This is a genomic window from Sinorhizobium fredii USDA 257 (genome assembly GCF_000265205.3).
In the GTDB taxonomy this organism is placed as follows: domain Bacteria; phylum Pseudomonadota; class Alphaproteobacteria; order Rhizobiales; family Rhizobiaceae; genus Sinorhizobium; species Sinorhizobium fredii_B.
Genome location: NC_018000.1, coordinates 6039244 through 6066025, shown reverse-complemented (window position 1 = coordinate 6066025; position 26782 = coordinate 6039244). Strand labels below are relative to the sequence as shown.

The following is a 26782-nucleotide window of genomic DNA, read 5'->3' as shown; positions in this document are numbered from 1 at the left end:
CAAGTTTCCTCGTTCGCCGCTGCTCTTACCGGCTTTTCCACAAGAGTCAAGCCGGAGGCGGTTGTCCGCCTTGAATTGCTTGGCGGGATGCGGGCGCTCAAATCCACGCCGCGCCCGATCGCCGCATTAGACGAAAGTCATAGAACGAAAGCATCCCTGCCTCGGGCAAGGCTTTTCTGACATCCTCTCAATCAGGCGCACCACGTTTCGCAGCTTCGGGGAGGAAGCGGAACGATCCATGGGCGCTCCAATATGCCTTTTGAAGTGGAGGATCATCAAAATGGCAAATGTCGCAACAGCGGACGGCGTTAAAAAAGCCGGACCCATGACCGCCGAGGAAAAGAAGGTCATCTTCGCCTCGTCGCTCGGTACCGTCTTCGAATGGTACGATTTCTACCTTTACGGGTCGCTTGCCCTTTATATCGGAGCGACGTTCTTCAGCCAGTATCCGGAGACGACGCGCAACATCTTCGCGCTGCTTGCCTTCGCCGCCGGCTTCCTGGTGCGCCCCTTCGGCGCGCTGGTCTTCGGCCGTCTCGGCGATCTCGTCGGCCGCAAATATACGTTCCTCGTGACGATCCTGATCATGGGTCTGTCGACCTTCCTCGTCGGCGTCCTGCCCGGCGCCGCCTCGATCGGCATTGCCGCACCGATCATCCTGATCGTGCTGCGCCTGCTGCAGGGCCTTGCGCTTGGTGGTGAATACGGCGGTGCCGCGACCTACGTCGCGGAGCATGCTCCGCACGGCCGCCGCGGCTACTTCACCTCGTGGATCCAGACGACGGCGACGCTCGGGCTGTTCCTGTCGCTGGTGGTGATCCTGTTCGTGCAGTTCATGGTCGGCAAGGAGGCCTTCGCCGCATGGGGTTGGCGCATACCCTTCCTGCTCTCCTGCGTGCTTCTCGGCGTATCCGTCTGGATCCGGCTGAAGATGAACGAATCGCCCGCTTTCAAGAAGATGAAGGAAGAGGGCAAGGGTTCGAAGGCGCCGCTGACGGAGGCCTTCGGCCAATGGCGGAATGCCAAGATTGCCCTCCTGGCCCTTTTCGGCGCCGTCGTCGGCCAGGCTGTCGTCTGGTATTCCGGCCAGTTCTACGCGCTGTTCTTTCTGCAGAACATCCTTAAAGTCGACTCCCAGTCGGCGAACCTGATGGTCGCTGCCTCGCTCTTGCTTGGCACCGGGTTCTTTGTCTTCTTCGGCTGGCTCTCCGACAAGATCGGCCGCAAGCCGATCATCATGGCTGGTCTGCTTCTGGCGATGCTGACTTATTTCCCGCTGTTCAAGGCAATGACCTGGGCGGGCAACCCGGCGCTGGCCGAGGCGCAGCAGAGCATTCGTGCGACGGTCACCGCCGCTCCGGGCGACTGCAACTTCCAGTTCAACCCGACTGGCGTCCAGAAGTTCACGACTTCCTGCGATATCGCTACGGACTTCCTGACCAAAAACTCCGTTCCCTACGACGTCGTGACCACGGCTGCGGCGGGGACCCCGGCAACGGTGAAGATCGGCGAAACGACGATCAGCGGCTATGACGCCACGGCTGCCGGCGACCAGGCCAAGGCGCAGGACGCTGCCTTCAAGAAGCAGGTCAACATGACGCTCCAGGCCTCCGGCTATCCGCTGGTTCGCGGTGCTGCCAAGGTTCCGGAATCCAAGGTTGATGCTTTCGTTACCGGGAACCCGGAGCTGGCCCTCGACGCCACCGCCATCCGCAGCGGGGAAAGGACCATGGTTCCGGCCGACAAGCTCATTGCCGACAAGCTCCTGACCAAGGAAGAAGTCGGCAGCGCCACAGAAATGGCCGTCTATTCGATCGACAAGGGCGGCGCGTTCACGATGGTGGCAGACCCGGCCCGGGTCAATTGGACGGTGATCATCGCGGTTCTGACCGTCCTCGTCATCTATGTGACGATGGTCTACGGCCCGATCGCCGCGCTGCTCGTCGAGCTCTTCCCGACCCGCATCCGCTACACCGGCATGTCGCTGCCCTATCATATCGGCAACGGCTGGTTTGGCGGCCTGCTTCCGGCAACAGCCTTCGCGATGAGCGCCGCAAAGGGCGATATCTACTACGGCCTCTGGTACCCGATCGTCTTCGCCGGCCTGACGCTGGTGATCGGTCTGCTGTTCCTGCCCGAAACCAAGGACCGCGACATCCATCAGATGGATTGAGCGGGCACCAGTCGAAACGCGGGATGCGGGCGCAAAACCGCAACCGCTCAAACAGCTCTCCTGACTCCGGCGCGGCTTCCGCGCCGGCTTTTTATTTGAGCTCCGGGGCGCGGCCTCCGCGCCGGCTTTTTATTTGAGCTATGGGGCGCGGCCTCCGCGCCGGCTTTTTGTTTTGGCTCTGGGGCGCGGCCTTCGCACTGGCTTTTATTTGAGTTCTGGCGGAGGACTTGCGGTTTTCGGCGCCGGCCAGCCGCCGGCATCGATACGGAAGAGCCAGTCCTGCCGGACGAAGAGAAAGGCGTACATCATCGCGACCCAGAGACCGAGGAGCAGGCCGGCGGCCACGTCGCTCGGATAGTGGGCGCCGACGACGACGCGCGAGGCGCCGATCATCAGCGCCAAGATCAGGAAGAGCGGCCTGAGCTCAGGCTTCAGCATCGCGAAGGCGCCGAAGAAGGCGCCGGCCGCCGTCGAATGGCCCGAGGGGAAGCTCTCGAACAATCTGTCGCCGGTAAAAGGCGTGAGGCTGTAGGCGCCATAGTCGGTGAAAAGTTCCGGGCGGGCGCGGCCGATCACGAATTTCAGCCCGTGCACCAGCATGCTTGACGTGCCGACGGTCAGCAAGAAATAGGCCGAGAGATTGCGCGCGGTTCGCGCTCGTTGCCGGACCGTGTCGCGTCGTGATGCGCGCCGGACGATGAAGGCGATCAGGAGCAGGATGGCGGACGTATAGACCATCCAGGCGAAGGTGCCGAAATCGGTAATCGTCCGGTTGAAGTCGACGATCTCGTCCGGCAGGCTTCGCGCCAATTCCGACAGGTGCGGATCGAAGGGAACGAAAGCCAGGACGAGAAGCATCGTCGTCAGCAGAATCCAGCCGGTGGAAGCAAGCTGTTGGTTCATGGTTTCCTTTCCTGTCGCTTTCCTGCATTTGAAAACGAACGCGAAAAAATCAAGAGATCCAACGAAAAACACCTCCGGATGTCATCCGGAGGTGTTTGTTCAATCAGTAGAAAAGGAACGTCGACGGCCGATCAGGCCGAGAGCGCCTTGAACTCGGCAAGAATGGCGTCGCCCATTTCGACTGTGCCGACCTTGCTGCAACCCTCCGCCATGATGTCGCCGGTGCGGATGCCCTTGTCGAGCACATTGGCGATCGCCGTCTCGAGATTGTCGGCTTCCTTCACCAGATTGAAGGAATAGCGCAGGCACATCGCGAAGGAGGCGATCATGGCGATCGGGTTGGCAATGCCCTGGCCGGCGATGTCCGGCGCCGAGCCATGCACCGGCTCATAGAGTGCCTTGCGCTTGCCAGTCTTGGCATCCGGTGCGCCGAGCGAAGCCGAGGGCAGCATGCCGAGCGAGCCGGTCAACATCGCGGCGACGTCGGAAAGCATGTCGCCGAAGAGGTTGTCGGTGACGATGACGTCGAACTGCTTCGGCTGGCGCACAAGCTGCATGCCGCCGGCATCGGCCAGCATGTGCTCGAGCTGCACGTCGGAATATTTCGCCTTGTGCGTCTCGGTAACCACCTGGTTCCAGAGCACGCCGGACTTCATGACGTTGCGCTTTTCCATAGAGCAGACGCGGTTCGTGCGGGTGCGCGCCAGTTCGAAGGCGACGCCGGCGATGCGTTCGATCTCGTAGGTGTCGTAGACCTGCGTGTCGATGCCGCGCTTCTGGCCGTTGCCGAGGTCGATGATCTGCTTCGGCTCGCCGAAATAGACGCCGCCGGTCAGCTCCCGGACGATGAGGATGTCGAGGCCTTCGACCAGCTCCGGCTTCAGCGAGGAGGCGTTGGCGAGCGCCGGGTAGCAGATGGCTGGCCTCAGGTTGGCGAAGAGTTCGAGATCCTTGCGCAGCCGCAGCAGGCCGGCTTCCGGCCGCACTTCGTAAGGCACTGCGTCCCATTTCGGTCCGCCGACGGCGCCGAAGAGCACCGCATCGGCGGCAAGCGCCTTCGCCATGTCACCTTCCGAGATCGCCGCGCCATGGGCTTCATAGGCGGAACCACCCACAAGCCCCTCGTCCGTCACGAACCCGGCGCCCTGCTCGGCATTCATGTAAGCGATGATTTTGCGGACTTCCGCCATGGCTTCCGGGCCGATGCCGTCGCCGGGCAGAAGGAAGAGATTGCGCACAGTCATGGATAGTCCTTCTCGAGGAGGAAACAACTGCATGCTTCCTTAAATCCCGCGCGATTTAAGGACGAGAACATGCAACACGTTAAAACTGCCACAGCGACCTTAGTGCGTCTGGAAGACGCACGGCGCTGTAGCGCGCGTTCTTAGCGCAACTTCGTATCGAGGGAAATCGCATCGGCGAAAGTTTTGTGCGTGCGTTTCGCCTCCGTTCCCTCGGAAACAGAGGCGGGCGGCTTCCTGTGTGACGGTGGTAGCATGGGGCCGATCACCGGTTTGCGCAGCATGCGCAAGCTCATCCGGGCCATAGCGGTCTTGGTCCGCGACATGATGGACATTCTCACCTTTCGCAAACCGTCGCGCCGCGGCTGATGCCGCCCGGCAAGCAGGTCAGGCAGGCCGGCCCGGTCTGCGGCCTTTCCCATTTCCGCTTGACGGAATCGGCGCCGGACGCTCGAATGGCCGAATTGCAACCGGGGTTTCCAAGATGTCCGAGACGCTTCTTGTCGGTGCCTTTCTCGCCGCACTTTCCTATACGCTGATCCCCGGCCCCGCATTCCTGGCACTGCTCGGCATCGGCGCCGGCCAGGGCCGAAAGGCCGGTGCGCTGTTCATGGGCGGCCATCTCGCCGGCGATATTTTATGGTCGACACTGGCCCTCGTCGCCATCGTCGGAGCCCGTTCGATCGGCACGGCGATCTTCGATATTCTCGGCCTCATCTGCGGCGTCTATCTCGCCTGGATCGGTTGGACGGCGCTCAAGGCGCGTCCGAAGGGCGACAACCGGGCCCTGATGACGGTGGAGCGGCCGCTGCGGCGGGGACTGATCTTCGGGCTTACCAATCCCAAGGGCTATCCGGTGGCGCTCGCGACCTTCACGGCGCTGCTGGCCAGTTCCGCAAACGCGTTGGACTTCAATGCCCTGCCCATGCTGCTCGCCGTTTCGCTGATCGGCTTCCTGATCGCCGACGTGATCCTGATCGCAATTATCGGCGCCTCGGTCGTCCGGCGCTTCTATCGGCGCCATGAGCTCGCTATCGTCCGGCTCTCCGGGCTGCTGTTCATCGGTTTCGCGGCGCAGGCGATCTGGCACGCGGCGCCGGGGCTGCTCGGCATGCGCAAGGCTTGAACAATCCGCGCCCGCCAACCATTTCACACTCCGCCAGCGCGCCAATCCGCACCCGGCGGTATCCGCATGCGAAAGGAATCTCATGACCGTCAACGCTTCGCTGAACCCTGCCCTCACAAATTGGACCGGCCATGAGGGCCTGCCTCGCTTCGAGGCGATTAAGGATGAGGACTTCGCCCCCGCCTTCGATGCGGCCTTCGCGAGTCACGAGGTGGAGATCGACGCGATCGCCGACAATCCGGAGCCGCCGAGCTTCGAGAACACCGTCGTCGCGCTGGAAATTGCCGGAGACGAGCTGTCGCGCATTTCGGCGCTGTTCTGGACAAAGGCGGGCGCCCACACCAACGAGGTCATCCAGGCGCTGGAGCGCGACATTGCACCGAAGATGTCGCGCCACTATTCGAAGATCGGCACGAACGCGGCACTCTTCAGTCGCATCGACACGCTGTGGGAGAAGCGGAACGAGCTCGAACTCGATCTCGAGGCGACGCGGGTGCTTGAGCGGCATTGGAAGGGTTTCGTCAAATCCGGCGCCAAACTTGCCAGGCCTGAGCAGGAGCGTCTGGCAGGGATCAACGAGACGCTCGCCGGGCTCGGCGCGAAGTTTGGACAGAACGTGCTTGCCGACGAGAAGAACTGGGTGCTGCTGCTGTCGAGCGAAGAGGAATTGGCCGGGCTGCCGGATTTCCTGAAGGACGCGATGGCGGCTGTCGTGCGCGATCGGGGCGACGACGGCAAATATGCGGTAACGCTGTCGCGCTCGATCATCGAGCCCTTCCTGACCTTCTCGGAGAACCGGGAACTCCGTGAACAGGCCTTCCGGGCCTGGACGGCGCGCGGCGAAAACGGCGGCGAGACCGACAATCGCGGCATTATCGCCGAGACGCTCTCGCTCCGGGCCGAGAAGGCAAAGCTGCTCGGCTACGAAAATTATGCGGCGCTGAAGCTAGACGACACGATGGCGAAGACGCCCGAGGCGGTGAACGGCCTTTTGCTGCAGGTATGGGAAAAGGCAGTGGCGCGCGCCCGCGAGGAGGAGGCGGATCTGGCCAAGCTGATCGCCGCCGAAGGCCGTAACCATGATGTCATGCCCTGGGACTGGCGCCACTATGCCGAAAAGCTGAGGGCAGAAAAATTCAGTTTCTCGGAGAGCGAGCTGAAGCCCTATCTGCAACTCGAAAAGATCATCGACGCCTGCTTCGACGTCGCCCGCCGCCTCTTCGGCATCACGGCAACGGAAAGGAAGGGGATCGCCGCCTACCATCCCGATGTGCGCGTCTTCGAAATCCGCGACGCGACCGGCAAGCTCTTGGCAGTCTTTCTCGGCGACTATTTCGCCCGCTCCTCGAAGCGCTCCGGCGCCTGGATGAGCTCGTTCCAGTCGCAGCACAAGCTGAAACTGAAGAACGGTGCGTTCGGCGAAATCCCGATCGTCTACAATGTCTGCAATTTCGCAAAGCCCGCCGATGGCAAGCCCGCGCTGCTCTCCATCGACGATGCCCGTACCCTCTTCCACGAGTTCGGCCATGCCTTGCACGGGATGCTCTCTAATGTCACCTATCCCTCGGTATCGGGTACGGGCGTTTCACGCGATTTCGTCGAACTGCCGTCGCAGCTCTACGAACACTGGCTGACGGTGCCGGAGATCCTGAAGACATATGCCGTGCACTACCGGACCGGCGAGCCGATGCCGCAGGCGCTGCTCGACAAGGTGCTGGCGGCCAGGACCTTCAATTCCGGCTTCGCCACCGTCGAGTTCACCGCGTCGGCACTTGTCGACATGGCCTACCATACCGCCGAAAGCATCAGCGATCCCGTAGCGCTGGAAGCCGCGACGCTCGAGAAGATCGGCCTGCCGGCATCGATCGTCATGCGCCACCGCAGTCCGCATTTCCTGCACGTCTTCTCGGGAGATGGCTATTCCGCCGGCTACTATTCCTACATGTGGTCGGAGGTGCTCGACGCCGACGCCTTCGCCGCCTTTGAGGAGACCGGCGATCCCTTCGATCCGGCGATGGCAGCCAAGCTCAAGGGCCATATCTACTCCGTCGGCGGCGCAATTGATCCGGAAGACGCCTACAAGGCCTTCCGCGGCAAACTGCCGAGCCCCGAGGCGATGCTGGCGAAGAAGGGGCTGGCGGCGCCGGTTCTCTGAAGCGTCGGGGTGGAATTTGCCCTCACCCGTCACCATCTCCCCGCGCGCGGGGAGATGGTCGCGGCAGCGGGATGAGGGGCAGACAAGGCGAAGATTGTTGCTTCCTAAGCCACCTGCTCCACTCCCAACACCGCGAGCAGGTTGCGCATCCGCGCAGCCGCGAGCTCCGGCTTGTCGAGAACATTGGCCCGGTCGGCGAGGCGGAAGATATCCGAATAATGCAGCAGGCCGCGCGCCGACTGCAGCCCGGCCGGCTGGGTGAAGTGGCGCTGGTGGCCGTTCAGCCAGGCCAGAAAGACGACTCCGGCCTTGTAGTATTGCGTCGGCGCCTCGAAGATCTTGCGTGACAGCGGCACCGTCGGCTCGATGACACCGCGGAAGGTGGCAAGATCGCCGGCCGCAAGCGCCGCAAGTGCCTTCGAGGCCGAGGGCGCGACGGCGTCGAAGATGCCGAGCAGGGCGTGGCTGTGTTTTTCGCCGTCGCCTTCGATCAGCTCCGCATAGTTGAAGTCGTCGCCGGTGAAGCAGAGCACGCCTTCCGGCAGGCCATTGCGCAGCGCCACTTCCTTGGCATTGTCGAGCAGCGAAATCTTGATGCCTTCGACCTTGGCGCTGTTCTCGCCGATGATCGCCAGCACGGTTTCGAGCGCCTCTTCGAAATTCTCGGAGCCCCAATAGCCCGTGAGCTGCGGGTCGAACATGTCGCCGAGCCAATGGAGGACGACTTTGTCCTTCGTCTGGCGGAGGATGTGGCCGTAGACGCGGCGGTAGTCATCACCAGAGCGCGCTACGCGGGCCAGCGCCCGGCTCGCCATCATGATCGCCCGTCCGCCCTCCCCTTCGACGAAACCGATCTGCTCCTCGTAAGCCGCGATGACGTCCTCGATCGACCGCGCCTCGGCGGCCGGAAGCTGATCCGTGCCGGCACCGCAGGCGAGATCGGCACCCGGAACGCTTCGCGCCTCGGCGAGCGAGCGGCGGATCAGTTCCTGCGCCCCCGTCCAGGACAGTCCCATGCCGCGCTGGGCGGTATCCATTGCCTCGGCGATCTTGAAGCCGAGGCTCCACAGATGATGGCGAAAGGCCATCGTCCCATCCCAATCGACCGCCGGATTTCCCCACGGATCGGCGTCGCGAAGCGGATCGGAAACCACATGCGCGGCCGCATAGGCAATGCGGTTGAAAGCCGGCATCGCAGCGGGCCGGGCGATCGGCGTTCCCTGGAGCCGGTATTCTTCGAGTGAGCCGTCTTGGCGCGGCAGCATCAGGCTGGTCATCGGCGTACATCCTCCTCAGGTTTGTCGCATCGAATAATTTAGATCGTTCCAAATTTCAAGATCGAAATTGCGATTGGTCCGATCCGGACATGATGTGTTCGATGCGCATCGAAGGCATGGAATTCCTCACTTATGGCTGATTCAGCCGGAAGTCCGTAGTTAATTGTCGGAAATACATGCGACATTCCGGCCACGACTGTCTCGGAGAAAAATCTCTGCCGGGCCTTAAAAAAGTGAACAGAAGCCTCTTGACGAAATTGGAACGTTCCAATTATTAAGGATGCAAGAGATGAAAAGGTCTGGTCGGGGGGTTCGATGGCGAAGGAGCGGGTGACGGTCGTCGACATAGCGCGCGCCGCCGGCGTGTCGAAGTCGACCGTGTCGCTCGTCCTGCAGGGAAGCGCGCTCGTCAACCAGACGACCCGGGCGAAGGTGAACGCCGCAATCCGCGAGCTTGGCTATGTCTACAATCGTAGCGCCGCCAATCTGCGCCAGGCGAAGTCGAAGATCATCGGCATCGTCGTCAACGACCTGACGAACAGCTTCTTCGCGGAGCTCGCCGTCGGCGTCGATGCGGTGGTGCAGTCCGCCGGGTTCGTGCAGTTCCTGGCCAATACCGGTGAAAAAAGCGAACGCCAGCGCGAGGTCATCGCCTCGATGCGCGAGCACGGCGTCTCCGGCCTGATCATTTCGCCGGCGCGCGGCACGGAAGCGTCCGATCTCGCGTCCCTCGTCGCCAGCGGCATTCCCGTCGTGCTCGTCGTGCGCGACATTGCGGAAGCTGGTGTCTCGTCGTTGATTTCCGACAACCACGCCGGTGCTGTGGCGGCCGTCCGTCATCTGATCGAGCGCGGCCATCGCCATATCGCCTTCCTAGGCGGCTTTCCCGACACCGCGGTGTTTGAGGCGCGCATGTGCGGCTATCGCGATGCGCTGCACGCCGCGGGCATGCCCGCCCCAGACGAGCTGATCATCGGTTCGGCGCCGTCGCGCGCCGGCGGCGTGACGGCGATCGAGCAGGCGATGATGTTGAAGGAGCGGCCGACCGCCGCACTCTGCTTCAACGACGCGGTTGCCTTCGGCGTTTGCGATGGGCTGAGGGCGCGGCGGCTAGAGCCGGGCGCCGATTTCGCGGTGATCGGCTTCGACGACGTGATCGAGGCGAAGACCGCGGTGCCGGCACTCACGACGGTTTCCGTCGACCCGCAGGGCATGGGCGAACGCGCGGCGGAGTTGCTTCTGAAGCAGATCGCGGCCGGGCGCGCGGAGCCCGAATCGATTGTCAGCTCCGTGCGGCTCGTCGTTCGCCAGAGCTGCGGCGGCACCGTCGAGCGCAGGGTGAAGGAGATATCGTCATGATCCGATGGGGATTGATCGGCGCGAGCACGATTGCGCGCGAATGGGTGATCGGCGCCATCCGCGCCGCCGGCGGCGAGGTCATCTCGGTGATGAGCTCGAGCCAGGAACGCGGTGAGACTTACGCGGCGGAAAACGGTATCGCCAAGTCTGTTACCAGCATCGACGACCTCGTCGGCGATGCCGATGTGGACGCGGTTTACATCTCGACGACCAACGAGCTTCATCACGATCAGGCGCTGGCGGCGATCCGCGCCGGCAAACATGTACTCTGCGAGAAGCCGCTGGCGATGAACTTGAATGACGGCTGCGAAATGGTGCTCGCCGCGTGCGAGGCCGGCGTCGTGCTCGGCACCAACCATCATCTGCGCAATGCCGCCACGCATCGGGCGATGCGGGAAGCGATCGCCGCCGGCCGGATCGGCAGGCCGATCGCGGCGCGGGTCTTTCACGCCGTCTATCTGCCGCCGCATCTGCAGGGCTGGCGGCTCGAAAGGCCGGACGCCGGCGGCGGCGTCATTCTCGACATTACCGTGCACGACGCGGACACGCTGCGCTTCATCCTTAACGACGACCCGATCGAGGCGGTGGCGATCAGCCACAGTGCCGGCATGGGCAAGGAGGGGCTCGAGGACGGGGTGATGGGGGTGTTGCGCTTCCGCTCCGGTGTGATCGCGCAGTTCCACGACGCCTTCACGACAAAATACGCCGAAACCGGCCTCGAAGTGCATGGCACGGACGGGTCGCTGATCGGCCGCAATGTCATGACGCAGCGCCCGGTCGGCACCGTGACCTTGCGAAACGAAGACGGCGAAACTGAACTGCCGCTCGATCACCGCAATCTCTATGAGACGGCGCTCGTCGCCTTCCATGCCGCGATCGCGGGCGAGGGATCGCCGGGCGCAACTGGCGAGGATGGCGTCTGGTCGCTCGCCGTCGGCCTCGCCGTCGTCAAGGCGGCGGCAACCGGCATCGCCGCCCAGATCGAACCGGGACTTTGAACCGCATGTCTATCAGCAAGCATATTTCGCCGGCGCAAGCGGCTGCCCTGATACCGGACGGAGCCGTCGTCTCGGTCTCATCCTCCAGCGGCCTCGGCTGCCCGGACCTGATGCTGAAGGCGATTGGCGAGCGCTTCGAAGCGACCGGCCACCCGCGCGAGCTGACGACGCTGCATCCGATCGCCGCCGGCGACATGAGCGGCATCAAGGGCGTCGACTACATCGCCAGGAAGGGTCTGCTGAAGAGGATCATCGGCGGTTCCTATCCTTCCGGACCGTCGAGCGCCGAGCCGCCGCTGATCTGGCAGATGATCGGTGCCAACGAGGTGGCGGCCTACAACATTCCCTCCGGCATTCTCTTCGACATGCATCGCGAGGCGGCGGCAAAACGTCCGGGGGTGATGACCAAGGTCGGGCTCGACACCTTCGCCGACCCGTCGCGCGAGGGCTGCGCGATGAATGCGGTCGCAGCGGCCGAGCCGGTCGTGAAGAAGATTTCCTTCGAGGGTGAGGATTGGCTGTATTTCAAGGCGATCGCGCCTCACGTGGCGATCATCCGCGCCACGACAGCGGACGAGCGCGGCAATCTCACCTACGAGCACGAGGGCGCCTATCTTGGCGGGCTCGACCAGGCGCTGGCTGCCCGCAACAATGGCGGCATCGTCATCGCTCAGGTGAAGCGCATCGCCAAGGAGGGCTCGCTGAAGCCCCATGACGTGCGAGTGCCGGGTGTCCTTGTCGACTATCTGATCGTCGATCCCGACCAGAAGCAGACGACACAGACGCTCTACGATCCGGCGATCTCCGGCGAGATCTTCCGGCCGCTCGACAGTTTCCGCGTCCCGGAATTCAACATCCAGAAGGTCATCGCCCGCCGCGTCGCCCAGGAGCTCGAAGCGGGAAGCGCCGTCAATCTCGGCTTTGGAATTTCGGCGAATGTGCCGCGTATCCTAATCGAAGAGGGGCTGCATGGTGCTGTCACCTGGGTGATCGAACAGGGGGCGGTCGGCGGCGTGCCGCTCTTAGACTTCGCCTTCGGCTGCGCCTCGAATGCGGATGCCTTCATGCCGTCGCCCTACCAGTTCACCTATTTCCAGGGTGCCGGTTTCGATGCATCGCTGCTCTCCTTCCTGGAGATCGACCGCAGCGGCTCGGTGAACGTCTCGAAGCTCAGTTTTCGCCCGCATGTGACGGCCGGAGCCGGCGGTTTTGTCGATATCACGGCGCGGGCAAGGAAGATCGTCTTTTCCGGCATGTTCAATGCCGGCGCGAAACTTGCGGTCGCCGACGGCCAACTCGTCATCGAAAAGGAAGGCAAGCTCAAGAAGCTGGTCGACCAGGTCGAGCACGTCACCTTCTCGGGCCGCCGCGCGGTCGAACAGGGGCAGGACGTGACCTATGTCACCGAGCGGGCGGCGATGAAGCTGACGCCCGCGGGCCTCGTGCTCACCGAAATCGCGCCGGGCGTCGATCTCCAGGCGCATGTCCTCGACCAGTCGGAGTTTCCGCTGATCATTTCCGACAGGCTGAAGGTCATGGATGCCGTGCTGTTCCAAGAGGCGCCGTTTGGGCTCGAGCTGCCGGCCAAGCGGCGGTGTGAGATCACTGGAGGCACGCATGGCTGACGAACGCATCCGCGTCGAGATCGATGGTGCCGTCGCGACGATGACGGTGGCGCGTCCGGAAAAGCTCAATGCCTTCGACATCGACATGCTGAAGGCGCTCGCTTCCGCCTGCGATACGGTCGAGGCGAACCGCGATGTGCGGGTCGCGATTCTCACCGGCGAGGGCAAGGCCTTTTCCGCCGGCGGCGACATCAAGGCCTGGGGCGGCATGGACCCCGCCGCTTTCGGCCATGACTGGGTGCGCTTCGGCCATCGCGTCTTCGAGCGGCTGGCGACCTTGCGCATGCCGGTGATCGCCGCCTTGAACGGCCCCGCATTCGGTGGCGGCCTGGAACTGGCGGCGGCCGCGGATATCCGCATCGCCGAACGGCAAGTGAAGATCGGCCTTCCCGAAACAAGCCTCGGCATGGTGCCCGGCTGGTCCGGAACGCAGCGCCTCGTCTTGCGTTTCGGCGCGCAGATCGTCCGCCGCATGGTGCTCGGCGGTGAGATGTTCTCCGCGGAGGAGGCAAAGGCCGAGGGGCTGGTCGATGCGGTGATCGAGACCGGCACGGTCATGGCGGCGGCGCGGGACTATGCCGCGCGCGTTGCCAGCCGCGGGCCGGCGGCGCTCGAAATATCGAAACTGATGATCGCTTCGGCGAATGGCGAGGACAACGGCGCTGCCGTCGAGACGCTGGGCTCGATCCTGGTCGCCAAGACCGGCGATCTCAAGGAGGGCGTGGCAGCCTTCAGCGAAAAGCGCCAAGCGCGCTTCAAGGGAGAATGGTGATGACGGTACTGCTGAGGCCGAAGCCGCTCGGCGACGACAAGCTCCGCGAATTCCGCATGCTGATCGCCGGCCAATGGGTGGCCGGCACCGAGGGCCGGACGATCGAGCGCGTGGCACCGGGCCACGGCGTCGTCGTCAGCTGTTACCAGGCGGCGACGAAGGTCGATGCCGAGCGCGCCATCGCTGCGGCGCGGCGTGCCTTTGACAATGGCCCCTGGCCGCGCATGACGGCGTCCGAGCGCTCCCTGGTCCTCCTTAGGGCCGCCGACATGATTGCCGGGCGCGCCGACGAGCTCGCCTTTCTCGACGCGATCGAATCCGGCAAGCCGATCAGCCAGGCCAAAGGCGAGTTGGCAGGCGCCGCCGACATCTGGCGCTATGCGGCCGCACTTGCCCGAGATCTTTCAGGCGAGAGCTACAACACGCTCGGCGAGGGTACCCTTGGTGTCGTGCTGCGCGAAGCGATCGGCGTCGTCTCGATCATCACGCCCTGGAACTTCCCCTTCCTGATCGTCAGCCAGAAATTACCCTTCGCGCTCGCCGCCGGTTGCACGACGGTGGTCAAGCCCTCGGAACTCACCTCCGCCTCGACGCTCGTGCTTGGCGAAATCCTCGAGGCGGCCGGCGTGCCGGCAGGCGTCGTCAACATCATCGTCGGCACGGGGCCGGAGGTCGGCGCGCCGCTCTCCAGCCATCCGGATATTGACATGGTCTCCTTCACCGGCTCGACCGGCGTCGGCCGGCTGACCATGGCGAATGCGGCGCAGACCCTGAAGAAGGTGTCGCTCGAACTCGGCGGCAAGAACCCGCAGATCGTCTTTCCCGATGCCAATCTCGATGAATTCATCGATGCGGCCGTCTTCGGCGCCTATTTCAATGCCGGCGAATGCTGCAATGCCGGCTCGCGGCTGATCCTGCATCGCGACATTGCCGAAGAGGTGACTGCGCGCATCGCCGCGCTTTCTGCCAAGGTCAAGGTCGGCGATCCGCTCGATCCCGAGACGCAGGTCGGCGCAATCATCACGCCGCAGCATCTCGAAAAGATCGCCGGCTATGTATCCGCCGCCGCAGGCGAGGGCGCAGCCGTCAGCCATGGCGGCGCGGCGCTCGATCTCGGCATGGGCCAGTTCATGGCGCCGACCATTCTCTCGGCCGTCCGACCGGACATGGCGGTAGCGCGCGAGGAGGTTTTCGGACCGGTCCTCTCGGTGCTGACCTTCGAGACGACGGAGGAGGCGATCCGCATCGCCAATTCGATCGATTACGGGCTCTCGGCCGGTGTCTGGAGTCGCGACTTCGATACGTGTCTGACGATCGGGCGGCGCGTGCGCGTCGGCACCGTCTGGATGAACACCTTCATGGACGGCGCTTCGGAACTGCCCTTCGGCGGATACCGGCAGTCGGGCCTCGGCCGCGAACTCGGGCGGCACGCGGTGGAGGACTATACGGAGACCAAGACGCTCAACATGCATATCGGCCAGCGCACCAATTGGTGGATGCCGCGCTGAGATCGGGAAGGGGAGGCTGTTCGCAGATGGTTTCGTTGGCGATGTCCGCAGACAGGATGAGGAAGGGGTGGCTGGTTCCACGCCTTTCGGTTCCGGCTGCGCGCGCCGGCGGCCTACCCCAACTTGAAACGAAGCTCGGGGTCGAGCAGCAATTGCAACTCGCCGGTATCAGTGCTGCCGCCGATGCGATGCAGAAGGATGCGCCCCATATGCTCGCCAGTCTCGGTCAGGTCCTCGTAGATCGTGTCGACCCGCGGCTGGATGGCGCCGAGCAGAGGCGAGGTCTGCTTGGCGACGATGTCGTACTCGACGCCGAGGGTCAGGCCGCAGTCGCTCATGCCGGTGATCGTCGCCAGCGCGCAGACTTCGCCGCCGCAGGCAAAGCCGTCCGGCGGATCGTTGTCGGCGTAGCGCCGGCGGATCCGATCGCGGATCGCGCCCGCCGGGCTGTCGAGATCGATATCGGAGAGGATATCGTAGGCGCAGCCCGCCTCGCGCACCGCCGTCATGAAACCATGCAGGATGTGGCTTGTGAAGGTGAAGCCGGCCGGGCCGCTGATCAGCGCCGGCTTGCGTCTCCCCTTGGCGATCAGTCGGCGCGTCGCCTCATAGGCGAAGGTGAAATTGTCGTAGTCGACGAAGGGATGGGCCGTGGCAAGCTCGGTGCGGCCATGGGTGACGAAGGGAAAGCCGGTCTCCGAAAGAAGCTTGACGCGCGGGTCGAGCGGTTCGGTGCGCGAGAAGATCAGCCCGTCGGCCATGCCGTTGCGGATAATGTAGTTCACCGCCTCGATACTCGCGGAATCGAGGAAGTTCGGCATGACGATCAGGTGATAGGCGGTGCCCTGCAGCGCCTTGGCGATGCCAGCCATGACGGAGGTTCCGTAGCCGAGGATCTCCTCATGCGGCTGGAGCAGCACCGCGATCACATTGGTGCGCCCGGTCTTCAGACGTTGCGCGGCGCGATCCGGCGCATAGCCGATGTCGAGCGCCACCTGGCGCACGCGATGGCGCGTTTCGAGCGAGATCTGCGGAGCGTCGGCAAGCGCCCGCGAGACCGTGGTCACGGCCAATCCAGTCATATCGGCGATGGTGCGCAGGGTTGGCTTGCCGCGTCGTCGTGCGGCACTTTCCGGGCGGAAGGGTTTCGAAGGATCGGCCAAAAGGATGCTTTCCTGCGAGGGCTCGAGAGCGGCATTTGTAACGTGACGCGAACCAATAGGCAATTGGATCATGCAAACGTTTTAAATGGCCGCGATACGCGGGATATGCTGCATTGCAGCATCGACTTTGGACCATATAAGCCAGCAAATTCAGCCGGTTTCGGGCCAAAGAGTATGGCTAAGCGTGGTCCGCTTGACTCGTGGTGATTTGTAACGTTTTAAATTGTGCGGGCGGCGCATGCCGCAAGCCCAAGCTGCCCCGCGGGAGTGGGTGGCAATTCTAAAAGGCGGGAGGAGCTTTCCGCTTCGGTAACTTGCAAACGGGAGGAAAACGATGCGCAAGTTGATGACGACGACGGCTGTTGCAGCACTGATGTTGGCGGCGACCGCCGCGCGCGCAGCAGAGAACGTGGAAGTGCTGCACTGGTGGACGTCCGGTGCCGAGGCGGGAGCACTCGATGTTCTGAAGAAGGATCTTGAAGGCAAGGGCATCACCTGGACCGACATGCCGGTTGCCGGTGGCGGCGGCACGGAAGCCATGACGGTGCTTCGCGCCCGCGTCACCTCCGGCAATGCGCCGACGGCGGTGCAGATGCTCGGCTTCGACATTCTCGACTGGGCCAAGGAAGGCGCGCTCGGCAACCTTGACGACATTGCCGCCAAGGAAGGCTGGGACAAGGTCATTCCGACGGCGCTGCAGCAATTCTCGAAATATGACGGCCACTGGATCGCTGCCCCGGTCAACGTCCACTCGACCAACTGGGTCTGGATCAACAAGGCCGCCCTCGACAAGGCCGGCGGCAAGGAGCCGGCGAACTGGGATGAGCTGATCGCGCTGCTCGACAAGTTCAAGGAGCAGGGCATTACGCCGGTCGCCCACGGCGGCCAGCCCTGGCAGGACGCGACAATCTTCGACGCCGTCGTTCTCTCGCTCGGCAACGACTTCTACAAGCAGGCCTTCATCGATCTCGACCCGGCAGCGCTCGGCGGCGACAAGATGAAGGAAGCCTTCGACCGAATGACGAAGCTGCGCTCCTATGTCGACGACAATTTCTCCGGGCGCGACTGGAACCTCGCCTCGGCCATGGTCATCGAGAACAAGGCCGGCCTGCAGTTCATGGGCGACTGGGCGAAGGGTGAATTCCTGAAGGCGAAGAAGGTGCCCGGCACCGATTTCGTCTGCATGCGCTTCCCGGGAACGCAAGGCTCCGTCACCTTCAACTCCGACCAGTTCGTGATGTTCAAGGTTGCCGAAGACAAGGTTCCGGCGCAGTTGCAGATGGCGTCGGCCATCGAAAGCCCGACCTTCCAGTCGGCCTTCAACGTCGTCAAGGGATCGGTACCGGCCCGCACCGACGTTCCGGACACCGACTTCGACGCTTGCGGCAAGAAGGGCATGAAAGATCTCGCTGAGGCGAATGCCAATGGCACGCTCTTCGGTTCCATGGCGCACGGCCATGCCAACCCGGCCGCCGTCAAGAACGCGATCTATGACGTGGTGACCCGCCAGTTCAATGGCGAACTCAGCTCGGAAGAGGCCGTGAAGGAACTCGCCGCGGCGGTCGAGGCTGCGAAGTAAGCGACGGAAAAGGGGGTGATAAGCCCCTCACCCGTCCCCTCTCCCCGCTCGCGCGGAGAGGGGACGGAGGCGCTTCGGCACGCGTCTTCTCCCCCAAGTGCGGGGAGAAGGTGCCGGTAGGCGGATGAGGGGCAGGACCCTCCAAACGAAACGATACGGTGGTAACAAACATGGATAGCCGCACCCGGCTGCAGGAGCTTTTGCCCAAGCTCGTGCTCGCCCCTAGCTTTCTCATAGTTCTGGTGTTCGTCTACGGCTTCATAGTCTATACGGGCTTCCTGTCGCTGACCGACAGCAAGATGCTGCCGTCCTACAATTTCGTGGGTTTCTCGAACTACGGCAGGCTGTGGGCCCTGCCGCACTGGTGGCGGGCGGTCAGCAACCTGGCGATCTTCGCGACGCTTTATATCGTCATCTGCTCGGTGCTTGGCCTGGGGCTGGCGATCCTGCTCGACCAGAAGATCCGCGCCGAAGGCTTTCTGAGGCCGATCTATCTCTATCCGATGGCGCTTTCCTTCATCGTCACGGGGACGGCGTGGAAGTGGTTCCTCGATCCCGGTATCGGGCTCGAGAACACCATGCATCTCTGGGGCTGGGAGAGCTTCTCCTTCAACTGGATCAAGGACCGCAACTACGCGATCTATTGCGTCGTCATCGCCGCCGTCTGGCAATCGACCGGCTTCATCATGGCGATGTTCCTGGCGGGCTTGCGCGGCGTCGACAACGAGATCATCAAGGCCGCCCAGATCGACGGGGCGACCACGCCGACCATCTACCGGCGGATCATCATTCCGCTGATGCGGCCGGTCTTCCTGTCGGCCTTCGTCGTCCTCGCCCACCTCGCCATCAAGGCCTACGACCTGATCATCGCCTTGACCGGCGGCGGGCCGGGGCAGGCGACCGAGCTTCCGGCGACCTTCATGTATTCCTACACCTTCACGCGTAACCAGATGGCGATCGGTGCTTCGTCGGCGATTATCATGCTGGTGATGATCTTCTCGATCATCGTTCCCTATCTCTATTCCGAAATCCGGGGAGGAAAACGCTGATGGGCGCTCCCAGTCCAGAGAACGTCATCTCGCACAATCGCCTGACCCGGGCGCTGATCTACGTGGCGCTGATCCTGTTCGCGTTCTATTCGCTGCTGCCGCTCTACGTGATGTTGGTCAACTCGCTGAAGCCTCTCGATGAAATCCGCCAAGGCGGCATGCTCAACCTGCCGCAGACCTGGACCATCGAGCCCTGGCTATCGGCCTGGTCGACCGCGCAGATCGGCGTGCAGCCGACCGGTCTTCGTCCCTTCTTCATCAATTCGATCCTGATGGTCGTTCCGGCCGTCGCGATCTCGACGATCATCGGCGCGCTGAACGGCTACGTGCTGACGAAGTGGCGCTTCCCTGGGGCCAACATCTTCTTCGGCATGCTGCTGCTCTCCTGCTTCATCCCCTTCCAGATCGTGCTGATCCCGATGGCGCGCATCCTCGGGATTCTCGGCATTGCGGGGTCGATCTGGGGGTTGATCCTCGTCCATGTGGTGTATGGCATCGGCTTCACGACGCTCTATTTCCGCAACTATTACGAGGCGTTCCCGACCGAACTGGTGCGCGCCGCGCAGATCGACGGGGCGAGCTTCTTCCAGATTTTCCTGCGGATCATGCTGCCGTCCTCCGGGCCGATCATCGTCGTCTCGGTCATCTGGCAGTTCACCAATATCTGGAACGATTTCCTGTTTGGCGCCTCGTTCTCCGGCCCCTATTCGACGCCGATGACGGTGGCGCTCAACAATCTGGTGAGCTCGTCGACGGGGGTCAAGGAATACAACGTCCACTTCGCGGGCGCGATCCTCGCCGCCCTGCCAACGCTCATCGTCTACATCGTGTCCGGCCGCTACTTCGTCCGCGGGCTGATGTCCGGCGCCGTGAAAGGATAAGCCCATGTCATTCCTGAAAATCAGCAATCTGCGCAAATCCTACGGCTCACTCGAAATCCTGAAGGACATCAACATCGAGATCGAGCAGGGTGGCTTCCTCGTGCTCGTCGGCCCGTCCGGCTGCGGCAAGTCGACCCTCCTGAACACGATCGCCGGGCTGGAGCCGATTACCTCTGGCGACATCGCGATCGATGGCCGCTCGGTGTCGGGGCTCCACCCGTCGAAGCGCGATATCGCCATGGTGTTCCAGTCCTATGCGCTCTACCCGAACATGACGGTCGCCGGAAACATCGCCTTCGGCATGGAAATCCGCGGCGTGCCGAAGGAGGAGCGCGACAAGGCGATCCGCCAAGTCGCCGACATGCTGCAGATCGGCCACCTGCTCGAGCGCAAGCCCGGCCAGCTTTCCGGCGGCCAGCGCCAGCGCGTCGCCATGGGCCGGGCGCTTGTGCGCGACCCGAAGCTCTTCCTTTTCGACGAGCCGCTGTCGAACCTTGACGCCAAGTTGCGCGTCGACATGCGCACCGAAATCAAGCGCCTGCACCATCGCATGAAGACGACGATCGTCTATGTGACGCACGACCAGATCGAGGCGATGACGCTCGCGACCAAGATCGCCGTCCTGAAGGATGGCGTGTTGCAGCAGTTCGGCACGCCGGCCGAGATCTACAACAATCCGGCCAATATGTTCGTTGCGGACTTCATGGGATCGCCGGCGATGAACCTGTTGAAGGCCCGTATCGAAACCTCCGGCAGGGACGTCGCCGTGACGCTGGAGCGGCCGAATGCCGAGCCCTTGCGGCTTGCCGTGCCGCATAACGGCGCGCTCTCCGCCTATGCCGGCCGGGACGTCGTCTTCGGCATCCGCCCGGAGGCGCTGACCGACCCGGACGGTGCCGACCGCAATGCGAAGTTCGTCGCCGAGGGCGATTGCCTGATCGAGGTGGTCGAGCCGGCCGGCTCCGATACCTTCGCGGTCACCCGGCTCGGCGGCAAGGAGATCGTGGCAAGGCTCCGGGCCGACGCCCGCATTGCGCCCGGCCAGACGTCGCGGCTCGCCTTCAATCTCGACAAGGCAGTGTTCTTCGACCCTGAGAGCCAGATGCGGATCGCATGAGCCAGAGCATGCAGAGCCAGCCGGATATCGTCATCGTCGGATCGGGAGTAGGCGGCGCCACCGTTGCGGCGGGACTTGCCGCTTCGGGCGCCGAAATCCTCATCCTCGAGGCCGGCGGTCACATCGAGGACTTGCCGGTCAACCGCGATCAGCGGGCGATCTTCCAGCGCGGCCATTTCCGGCCGAAGGAGACCTGGTACGAGGCGGGCGGCGCCGGCTTCAACCCCGGCAACTATTACAATGTCGGTGGCAACTCGAAATTCTACGGCGCTGTGCTCACCCGATACCGCCGCGAGGATTTCGAGGAGATGCGGCATCTCGACGGCGTGTCGCCCGCCTGGCCGTTTCCCTATGAGGAGCTCGAGCCCTGGTACGGCAAGGCGGAAGAGCTTTATCAGGTGCGCGGCAAACTCGGTGACGACCCCACCGAACCGGCTCACTCCAGCGACTATCCGCACAAGCCGGTGCCGGACGAGCCGGCAATCGCCAAGGTGCGGAAGCGCCTGGCAGCGATCGGAATGCATCCCTATTCGTTGCCGCTCGGGATCGATATCGACCGCTGGCTCGCCAAAGGAAAGACACCGTGGGATGCGCATCCGAACAGCTTCGACGGAAAGATGGATGCCGAAACCGCGGCGCTGACGGCGGCGCTCGAATATCCGAATGTGCGGCTGCAGATCGGTTCGCGCGTCACCCGACTGGCGACGGCGCCGGATGGGAAGACGATTTCCTCCGTGCACTATGTCAAGGACGGCATCGAGCACAGCGTCTCGCCGAAGCTCGTCATCCTCTCGGCCGGCGCCGTGCAATCGGCCGTGCTGCTGCTGCGCTCGGCCGGTGACCGCAACCCGGCCGGACTCGCCAACCGGTCCGACCAGGTCGGCCGCAATTTCATGAATCACAATTCGAGTGCGGTGATTGCGCTCAGCCCCTGGTACCGCAACGATTCCGTCTACCAGAAGACCTTCGGTCTCAACGATTTCTACCTCTCGGACGGCGAGGGCGGGCCGCCGCTCGGCAATATCCAGCTCCTCGGCCGCGTCTCCGGCGCGATCCTGAAGGCCAATATGCGGTCGATGCCGGAATGGCTGCTGAGCCAGGTTTCTTCCCGCGCCATCGACTTCTACGCCATGAGCGAGGACCTGCCGTCGCCGGAAAGCCGGGTCATGGTCGACGGCGAGCGCATCCTGCTCAAATGGGTGCGGACGAACTGGCAGGCGCATCTGCAGCTCGTCGCCAAGCTGAAGCGGGTGCTGAAGCAGGCCGGCTTTCCGGTGGTGCTGGCACGCGCCTTCGACAAGCGGACGCCGTCGCACCAGTGCGGCACGGTCCGGATCGGCAGCGATCCGGCGCTGGCGCCGCTCGACGTCTATTGCCGCGCCTTCGATCATCCCAATCTCTTCGTCGTCGATGCCGGCTTCCTGCCGACCTCTGCCGCGGTCAATCCGGCCCTGACGGTCGCGGCCCAGGCGCTGCGTGTCGCCGATCACATCACCAAAGAGGATCTTCGGTCATGACGGACAAGGCGCGCCCCGTCGCGATCATCACCGGCGGCCGTCGCGGCATTGGCCTCGGCATCGCCCGTGCACTGGCGGCGGGCGGCTTCGACATCGCCATCACCGGAATCGGCGATGCGGAAGGCGTCGCGCCGGTCATTGCGGATCTCGGCGCGCTGGGCGCGCGCGCCATCTTTCTGAGGGCCGACGTTGCGGACCTTTCGGGCCATCAGGCGACTGTCGATGCGGTGATCGCCGCTTTCGGCCGGATCGACTGCCTCGTCAACAATGCCGGCATCGCTTCCGTCGTGCGCGGCGATTTCCTCGACCTGAAGCCGGGAAACTTCGATACGATCGTCGGCATCAACCTGCGCGGTACCGTCTTCTTCACGCAAGCCGTCGTCAGGGCGATGCTCGCAATCAAGCCGAGCACGCCGCGCTCGATCATCAACATCACCTCGGTCTCGGCGGCGATGACCTCGCCGGAACGGCTCGACTACTGCATGAGCAAGGCAGGCCTTGCCGCCTTCAGCCAGGGCCTAGCGCTCAGGCTCGCCGAAACCGGGATCTCGGTCTTCGAGGTGCGGCCCGGCATCATTCGTTCCGATATGACCGCCACGGTCTCGGGCAAATACGATGCGCTGATTGCGGGCGGGCTGGTGCCGGTGCGGCGGTGGGGCGAGCCCGAGGATATCGGCAATATCGTCGCCGGCCTCGCCGACGGCCAATTCGCCTTCGCCACCGGCTCGGTCATCCAGGCCGACGGAGGCCTGTCGATCAGCCGCCTTTAGAGCAGAAAGGACTGCCTCGCCGGAGGCGTCCGTTGGATTTATTACGCCTTGTATTTGGAACGTTCCAAATGAGGCGGTGGAGGAAACGGAGAATGGCATTCGACTACATCATCACCGGTGCCGGCCCGGCCGGCTGCGTGCTCGCCAACCGGCTGAGCGAGGATCCGACCGTCAAGGTGCTGCTGCTCGAGGCAGGCGGCGGCGATTGGAACCCCCTGTTCCGCATGCCGGCCGGCTTCGCCAAGATGACCAAGGGCGTGGCGAGCTGGGGCTGGCAGACGGTGCCGCAAAAGCACATGAGGGGCAGGGTGCTGCGCTATACGCAGGCGAAGGTGATCGGCGGCGGCTCCTCGATCAACGCGCAGCTCTACACCCGCGGCAATGCCGTCGACTATGACCTCTGGGCGAGCGAGGACGGCTGCGCCGGCTGGGACTATCGCAGCGTGCTTCCCTACTTCAAGCGGGCCGAGGACAACCAGCGCTTCGCCGACGACTATCATTCCTATGGCGGGCCGCTCGGCGTCTCGATGCCAGTCTCGGCCTTGCCGATCTGCGATGCCTATATCCGCGCCGGCCAGGAGCTTGGCATTCCCTACAATCACGACTTCAATGGCAAGCAGCAGGCGGGCGTCGGCTTCTACCAGCTGACCCAGCGCAACCGCCGGCGCTCGTCTGCCTCGCTCGCTTACCTTTCGCCGATCAAGGATCGCAAGAATCTGACGGTGCGCACCGGCGCCCGCGTCGCCCGCATCGTCCTCGAGGCCAGGCGGGCGGTTGGCGTGGAGGTTGTGACCGCCAAGGGCAGCGAAACGATCCGTGCCGAACGGGAGGTGCTAGTCTCTTCCGGCGCCATCGGATCGCCGAAACTGCTGCTGCAATCCGGCATCGGCCCGGCCGATCACCTGCACTCGGTCGGCGTCGAGGTCCGCCACGATCTTCCCGGCGTTGGCGGCAATCTCCAGGACCATCTCGACCTTTTCGTGATTGCCGAATGCACCGGCGACCACACCTATGACAACGTCGCCAAGCTGCACCGCACGCTCTGGGCCGGGCTGCAATACGTGCTTTTCCGCAGCGGCCCGGTCGCCTCCTCGCTCTTCGAGACGGGCGGCTTCTGGTATGCCGATCCGAATGCCCGCTCGCCGGATATCCAGTTCCATCTCGGCCTCGGCTCGGGTATCGAGGCGGGCGTCGCGCGGCTCAAGAATGCCGGCGTCACGCTCAACTCAGCCTATCTGCATCCGCGTTCGCGCGGCACGGTTCGGCTTTCCTCGGCCGATCCGGCCGCCGCGCCGCTGATCGACCCAAACTATTGGGAGGATCCGCATGACCGAGAGATGTCGCTCGAAGGCTTGCAGATCGCCCGCGAGATCATGCAACAACCGGCGCTCGAGCCCTTCGTGCTGGCCGAACGTTTGCCGGGCAAGGATATCAAGACCGAGGCGCAGCTCTTCGACTACGGCTGCGCCAATGCCAAGACGGATCATCATCCGGTCGGTACCTGCAAGATGGGCACGGATCATATGGCGGTCGTCGATCTCGACCTGAAGGTTCGCGGCCTCGAGGGCTTGCGGGTCTGCGACAGTTCGGTGATGCCGCGGGTGCCGTCTTGCAATACGAACGGACCGACGATCATGATGGGCGAGAAGGGGGCGGATATCATCCGCGGCTTGCCACCGTTGCCGCCCGCGGTGTTCCAGCACGAGCGCAACGACATGCGGCCGCGGGCCCGCGCCGATATTCGCTGAGGAGCAAACATGATTCGCCACTGCGTTTTCATCCGCTTCCGCCCCGAGGTGAGCGAGGCGGAAAAGGCGACGATCTTCGCCGAGATTTCCGCCCTGAAGGAGCGCCTCTCGGGGTTCCTGGCTATCCATGTCGGCGCCAATATCAGTCCGGAGACAGGCATGGACAAGGGCTACGCCGAAGGCTTCATTGTCGATTTTGCCGATGCCGAGGCCCGCGACGCCTATCTCGGCGATCCGGAACATCAAAAGACTGGTCGAAAAATCGTTGCGGCGGCGGATGGCGGCGTACAAGGTGTCTTCGTCTACGATCTCGAAATCCCGGATTGATTCGATGGTACCGATTGAGCCGCGCCGCTTTTTGACTTCCCTTTTCGAAGCTGCCGTCATTGCGGCCGACCCTTACGCCGCCATTCGCGCTCATCTGCCGACGCGGCCGAAGGGCCGCACGATCGTCGTCGGCGCCGGCAAGGCGGCAAGCCAGATGGCGGCCGCCTTCGAGCGGCTCTGGGGCGGACCGCTCGAGGGTATCGTTGTCGCGCGCCATGGGCCGGTCGAGAACTGCGAGCGCATCAAGGTGCTGCAATCGGCCCATCCGGTGCCGGACGAGGCAGGGCTTGGCGCCTCCACGGCACTGCTCGAACAGGTCGAAGGGCTGACGGAGGACGACCTCGTGGTGGCATTGATTTCCGGCGGCGGCTCGGCACTCCTGCCAGCGCCGCCAAATGGTCTGACGCTCGAGGACGAGGTTGCCGTCAACAGGGCGTTGCTTGCGTCCGGCGCGCCGATCTCGGCGATGAACGTGGTGCGCAAGCACGTCTCGCGCATCAAGGGCGGGCGCCTCGCGTTAGCGGCTTGGCCAGCGCGCGTTGTCAGCCTCGTCGTCTCCGACGTTCCGGGCGACAATCCTGCCTTTGTCGCCTCCGGTCCGACCGTGCCGGACTTGTCGAGCCTCGAGGAGGCGCGCGAGATCGTTGCGCGCTACGCAATGATCCTGCCCGAGCGGGTGATGGCGCATCTCTCCTCCGATGCTGCACGCGCCCCGAGTCCCGATGATCCAGCCTTTGCCGGCAACGAAGTTCATGTGATCGCCTCGGCGAGCGTCTCGCTGGAAGCTGCAGCCGCGCGTGCCAGAGAGTCCGGCATCGAGGCGATGATCCTGTCGGACGCGATCGAGGGCGAGGCACGCGACATCGGCCGCATGCATGCGGCACTGGCCCGCGAAGTGGCGTTGCGCGGCCGACCGTTTACCAAGCCAATCGTGCTGCTTTCCGGTGGCGAGACGACGGTGACGATTTCCGGCAAGGATTACGGCAAGGGCGGACGGAACAGCGAATTCCTCTTGTCGCTGGCGCTCGACATCGATGGTGTTACCGGCATCGATGCGCTCGCCGCCGATACGGACGGCATCGACGGCTCGGAGAACAATGCCGGCGCCTTTGCCGATGGGAAAAGCGTCGGCCGCATGCGGGCGGCGGGAGCCGATCCGCGCGCCCATCTCGCCCGCCACGACGCCTGGTCGGCCTTCGCCGCGAGCGACGACCTTTTCGTGCCGGGGCCTACCGGAACGAATGTCAACGATTTCCGGGCGATTTTGATACGGTGAGCCGGCTGGGGACCCGCGCGAATATGACCCCCTCCCCAAACCCCCTCCCCCACAAGGGGGAGGGGCTTCAAGGGCTGCAGCTTCCGGCCTCCATATTGACCTTTAAGGCAGACGCAGAGGTTGGAAATGAGCAGGCGATCACAGCGAACGCCGAGCCCCTCCCCCTTGTGGATTGGGGAGGAGTTTGTTGACACGCCGCCCTGCCGCCAAGTATCGAT

Annotated in this window: 22 protein-coding genes; 17 read left to right on the top strand and 5 right to left on the bottom strand. The window is 63.7% G+C overall.

The features are described 5' to 3' along the window. Positions 1-280: 280 nt before the first annotated feature. On the top strand, positions 281-2173 hold the full coding sequence (locus tag USDA257_RS28445; protein ID WP_014766444.1) for an MFS transporter: 1893 nt from the start codon (positions 281-283) through the stop codon (positions 2171-2173). A 204-nt stretch (positions 2174-2377) separates the two neighbouring features. Here USDA257_RS28445 and USDA257_RS28440 read toward each other — a convergent pair whose 3' ends face one another. The 3 genes from USDA257_RS28440 to USDA257_RS36320 form a co-directional block, all read right to left on the bottom strand. After that, positions 2378-3076: a phosphatase PAP2 family protein gene (locus tag USDA257_RS28440; protein ID WP_014766443.1), complete on the bottom strand. Its 699-nt coding sequence runs from the start codon at positions 3074-3076 to the stop codon at positions 2378-2380. A gap of 131 nt (positions 3077-3207) precedes the next feature. Next, entirely contained in the window at positions 3208-4320 is a 1113-nt protein-coding gene (gene leuB / locus USDA257_RS28435; protein WP_041414793.1) for a 3-isopropylmalate dehydrogenase, read from the bottom strand. A 140-nt stretch (positions 4321-4460) separates the two neighbouring features. Then, the gene (locus tag USDA257_RS36320) at positions 4461-4652 is read right to left on the bottom strand and encodes a hypothetical protein (RefSeq protein ID WP_144051963.1); all 192 of its coding nucleotides are present in this window, start codon (positions 4650-4652) and stop codon (positions 4461-4463) included. A 149-nt stretch (positions 4653-4801) separates the two neighbouring features. Here USDA257_RS36320 and USDA257_RS28425 point away from each other — a divergent pair, with 149 nt between their 5' ends. Next, positions 4802-5443 (top strand): LysE family translocator, encoded by a 642-nt coding sequence (locus USDA257_RS28425; protein WP_014766440.1) that lies wholly within the window; start codon positions 4802-4804, stop codon positions 5441-5443. Between the two features lie 82 nt (positions 5444-5525). Continuing rightward, positions 5526-7598: a M3 family metallopeptidase gene (locus USDA257_RS28420; RefSeq protein ID WP_014766439.1), complete on the top strand. Its 2073-nt coding sequence runs from the start codon at positions 5526-5528 to the stop codon at positions 7596-7598. A gap of 104 nt (positions 7599-7702) precedes the next feature. Here USDA257_RS28420 and USDA257_RS28415 read toward each other — a convergent pair whose 3' ends face one another. Continuing rightward, on the bottom strand, positions 7703-8875 hold the full coding sequence (locus USDA257_RS28415; protein ID WP_014766438.1) for a dihydrodipicolinate synthase family protein: 1173 nt from the start codon (positions 8873-8875) through the stop codon (positions 7703-7705). A 315-nt stretch (positions 8876-9190) separates the two neighbouring features. On the opposite strand from USDA257_RS28415, the gene USDA257_RS28410 reads away from it, so the two are divergent. The 5 genes from USDA257_RS28410 to USDA257_RS28390 are packed head-to-tail and all read left to right on the top strand — an operon-like array spanning position 9191 to position 15137. After that, the gene (locus USDA257_RS28410) at positions 9191-10234 is read left to right on the top strand and encodes a LacI family DNA-binding transcriptional regulator (protein WP_014766437.1); all 1044 of its coding nucleotides are present in this window, start codon (positions 9191-9193) and stop codon (positions 10232-10234) included. Continuing rightward, the gene (locus USDA257_RS28405) at positions 10231-11232 is read left to right on the top strand and encodes a Gfo/Idh/MocA family protein (protein ID WP_014766436.1); all 1002 of its coding nucleotides are present in this window, start codon (positions 10231-10233) and stop codon (positions 11230-11232) included. Before USDA257_RS28410 ends, USDA257_RS28405 begins: the two co-directional genes overlap by 4 nt. A gap of 5 nt (positions 11233-11237) precedes the next feature. Further along, the gene (locus tag USDA257_RS28400; protein WP_014766435.1) at positions 11238-12857 is read left to right on the top strand and encodes an acyl CoA:acetate/3-ketoacid CoA transferase; all 1620 of its coding nucleotides are present in this window, start codon (positions 11238-11240) and stop codon (positions 12855-12857) included. Further along, positions 12850-13629, top strand: a complete 780-nt coding sequence (locus USDA257_RS28395) for an enoyl-CoA hydratase/isomerase family protein (RefSeq protein WP_041414789.1) — start codon at positions 12850-12852, stop codon at positions 13627-13629. The genes USDA257_RS28400 and USDA257_RS28395 overlap by 8 nt, the downstream gene beginning before the upstream one ends. Next, positions 13629-15137 (top strand): aldehyde dehydrogenase family protein, encoded by a 1509-nt coding sequence (locus USDA257_RS28390; protein WP_014766433.1) that lies wholly within the window; start codon positions 13629-13631, stop codon positions 15135-15137. Before USDA257_RS28395 ends, USDA257_RS28390 begins: the two co-directional genes overlap by 1 nt. Before the next feature lie 113 nt (positions 15138-15250). On the opposite strand, the gene USDA257_RS28385 is transcribed toward USDA257_RS28390, so the two are convergent. After that, positions 15251-16300 carry a LacI family transcriptional regulator gene (locus USDA257_RS28385; protein WP_041414787.1) on the bottom strand — a complete coding sequence of 350 codons (1050 nt, stop codon included), beginning with the start codon at positions 16298-16300 and terminating at the stop codon, positions 15251-15253. A gap of 334 nt (positions 16301-16634) precedes the next feature. Here USDA257_RS28385 and USDA257_RS28380 point away from each other — a divergent pair, with 334 nt between their 5' ends. The 9 genes from USDA257_RS28380 (at position 16635) to USDA257_RS28340 (ending at position 26564) form a co-directional block, all read left to right on the top strand. Beyond that, a complete protein-coding gene (locus tag USDA257_RS28380; protein ID WP_014766431.1) occupies positions 16635-17879 on the top strand; it encodes an ABC transporter substrate-binding protein in 1245 nt (414 codons plus the stop codon). Positions 17880-18049: 170 nt separating this feature from the next. After that, positions 18050-18928: a carbohydrate ABC transporter permease gene (locus USDA257_RS28375; protein WP_014766430.1), complete on the top strand. Its 879-nt coding sequence runs from the start codon at positions 18050-18052 to the stop codon at positions 18926-18928. Beyond that, entirely contained in the window at positions 18928-19809 is an 882-nt protein-coding gene (locus USDA257_RS28370) for a carbohydrate ABC transporter permease (protein WP_014766429.1), read from the top strand. The genes USDA257_RS28375 and USDA257_RS28370 overlap by 1 nt, the downstream gene beginning before the upstream one ends. A gap of 4 nt (positions 19810-19813) precedes the next feature. After that, positions 19814-20926 (top strand): ABC transporter ATP-binding protein, encoded by a 1113-nt coding sequence (locus USDA257_RS28365; RefSeq protein ID WP_014766428.1) that lies wholly within the window; start codon positions 19814-19816, stop codon positions 20924-20926. Beyond that, the gene (locus USDA257_RS28360; RefSeq protein ID WP_014766427.1) at positions 20923-22443 is read left to right on the top strand and encodes a GMC oxidoreductase; all 1521 of its coding nucleotides are present in this window, start codon (positions 20923-20925) and stop codon (positions 22441-22443) included. Before USDA257_RS28365 ends, USDA257_RS28360 begins: the two co-directional genes overlap by 4 nt. Next, the gene (locus tag USDA257_RS28355; protein ID WP_014766426.1) at positions 22440-23213 is read left to right on the top strand and encodes a 3-ketoacyl-ACP reductase; all 774 of its coding nucleotides are present in this window, start codon (positions 22440-22442) and stop codon (positions 23211-23213) included. The genes USDA257_RS28360 and USDA257_RS28355 overlap by 4 nt, the downstream gene beginning before the upstream one ends. 92 nt (positions 23214-23305) lie before the next feature. Next, positions 23306-24961, top strand: a complete 1656-nt coding sequence (locus USDA257_RS28350; protein WP_014766425.1) for a GMC family oxidoreductase — start codon at positions 23306-23308, stop codon at positions 24959-24961. Positions 24962-24970: 9 nt separating this feature from the next. Further along, complete coding sequence (locus tag USDA257_RS28345; protein ID WP_041414786.1) at positions 24971-25288, top strand: Dabb family protein; 318 nt, start codon at positions 24971-24973, stop codon at positions 25286-25288. Positions 25289-25292: 4 nt separating this feature from the next. Next, the gene (locus tag USDA257_RS28340; protein WP_041414785.1) at positions 25293-26564 is read left to right on the top strand and encodes a glycerate kinase type-2 family protein; all 1272 of its coding nucleotides are present in this window, start codon (positions 25293-25295) and stop codon (positions 26562-26564) included. Positions 26565-26782 lie beyond the last annotated feature (218 nt).

Bases quoted from the DNA above. Each gene is read 5' to 3' on its own strand.
- USDA257_RS28440 (WP_014766443.1), bottom strand. From the start codon at position 3,076: ATGAACCAACAGCTTGCTTCCACCGGCTGGATTCTGCTGACGACGATG.
- USDA257_RS28415 (WP_014766438.1), bottom strand. From the start codon at position 8,875: ATGACCAGCCTGATGCTGCCGCGCCAAGACGGCTCACTCGAAGAATAC.
- USDA257_RS28390 (WP_014766433.1), top strand. From the start codon at position 13,629: ATGACGGTACTGCTGAGGCCGAAGCCGCTCGGCGACGACAAGCTCCGC.
- USDA257_RS36320 (WP_144051963.1), bottom strand. From the start codon at position 4,652: ATGTCCATCATGTCGCGGACCAAGACCGCTATGGCCCGGATGAGCTTG.
- USDA257_RS28340 (WP_041414785.1), top strand. From the start codon at position 25,293: ATGGTACCGATTGAGCCGCGCCGCTTTTTGACTTCCCTTTTCGAAGCT.
- USDA257_RS28410 (WP_014766437.1), top strand. From the start codon at position 9,191: ATGGCGAAGGAGCGGGTGACGGTCGTCGACATAGCGCGCGCCGCCGGC.
- USDA257_RS28365 (WP_014766428.1), top strand. From the start codon at position 19,814: ATGTCATTCCTGAAAATCAGCAATCTGCGCAAATCCTACGGCTCACTC.
- USDA257_RS28375 (WP_014766430.1), top strand. From the start codon at position 18,050: ATGGATAGCCGCACCCGGCTGCAGGAGCTTTTGCCCAAGCTCGTGCTC.
- USDA257_RS28370 (WP_014766429.1), top strand. From the start codon at position 18,928: ATGGGCGCTCCCAGTCCAGAGAACGTCATCTCGCACAATCGCCTGACC.
- USDA257_RS28395 (WP_041414789.1), top strand. From the start codon at position 12,850: ATGGCTGACGAACGCATCCGCGTCGAGATCGATGGTGCCGTCGCGACG.
- USDA257_RS28420 (WP_014766439.1), top strand. From the start codon at position 5,526: ATGACCGTCAACGCTTCGCTGAACCCTGCCCTCACAAATTGGACCGGC.
- USDA257_RS28345 (WP_041414786.1), top strand. From the start codon at position 24,971: ATGATTCGCCACTGCGTTTTCATCCGCTTCCGCCCCGAGGTGAGCGAG.
- leuB (WP_041414793.1), bottom strand. From the start codon at position 4,320: ATGACTGTGCGCAATCTCTTCCTTCTGCCCGGCGACGGCATCGGCCCG.
- USDA257_RS28350 (WP_014766425.1), top strand. From the start codon at position 23,306: ATGGCATTCGACTACATCATCACCGGTGCCGGCCCGGCCGGCTGCGTG.
- USDA257_RS28360 (WP_014766427.1), top strand. From the start codon at position 20,923: ATGAGCCAGAGCATGCAGAGCCAGCCGGATATCGTCATCGTCGGATCG.
- USDA257_RS28355 (WP_014766426.1), top strand. From the start codon at position 22,440: ATGACGGACAAGGCGCGCCCCGTCGCGATCATCACCGGCGGCCGTCGC.
- USDA257_RS28400 (WP_014766435.1), top strand. From the start codon at position 11,238: ATGTCTATCAGCAAGCATATTTCGCCGGCGCAAGCGGCTGCCCTGATA.
- USDA257_RS28425 (WP_014766440.1), top strand. From the start codon at position 4,802: ATGTCCGAGACGCTTCTTGTCGGTGCCTTTCTCGCCGCACTTTCCTAT.
- USDA257_RS28445 (WP_014766444.1), top strand. From the start codon at position 281: ATGGCAAATGTCGCAACAGCGGACGGCGTTAAAAAAGCCGGACCCATG.
- USDA257_RS28405 (WP_014766436.1), top strand. From the start codon at position 10,231: ATGATCCGATGGGGATTGATCGGCGCGAGCACGATTGCGCGCGAATGG.
- USDA257_RS28380 (WP_014766431.1), top strand. From the start codon at position 16,635: ATGCGCAAGTTGATGACGACGACGGCTGTTGCAGCACTGATGTTGGCG.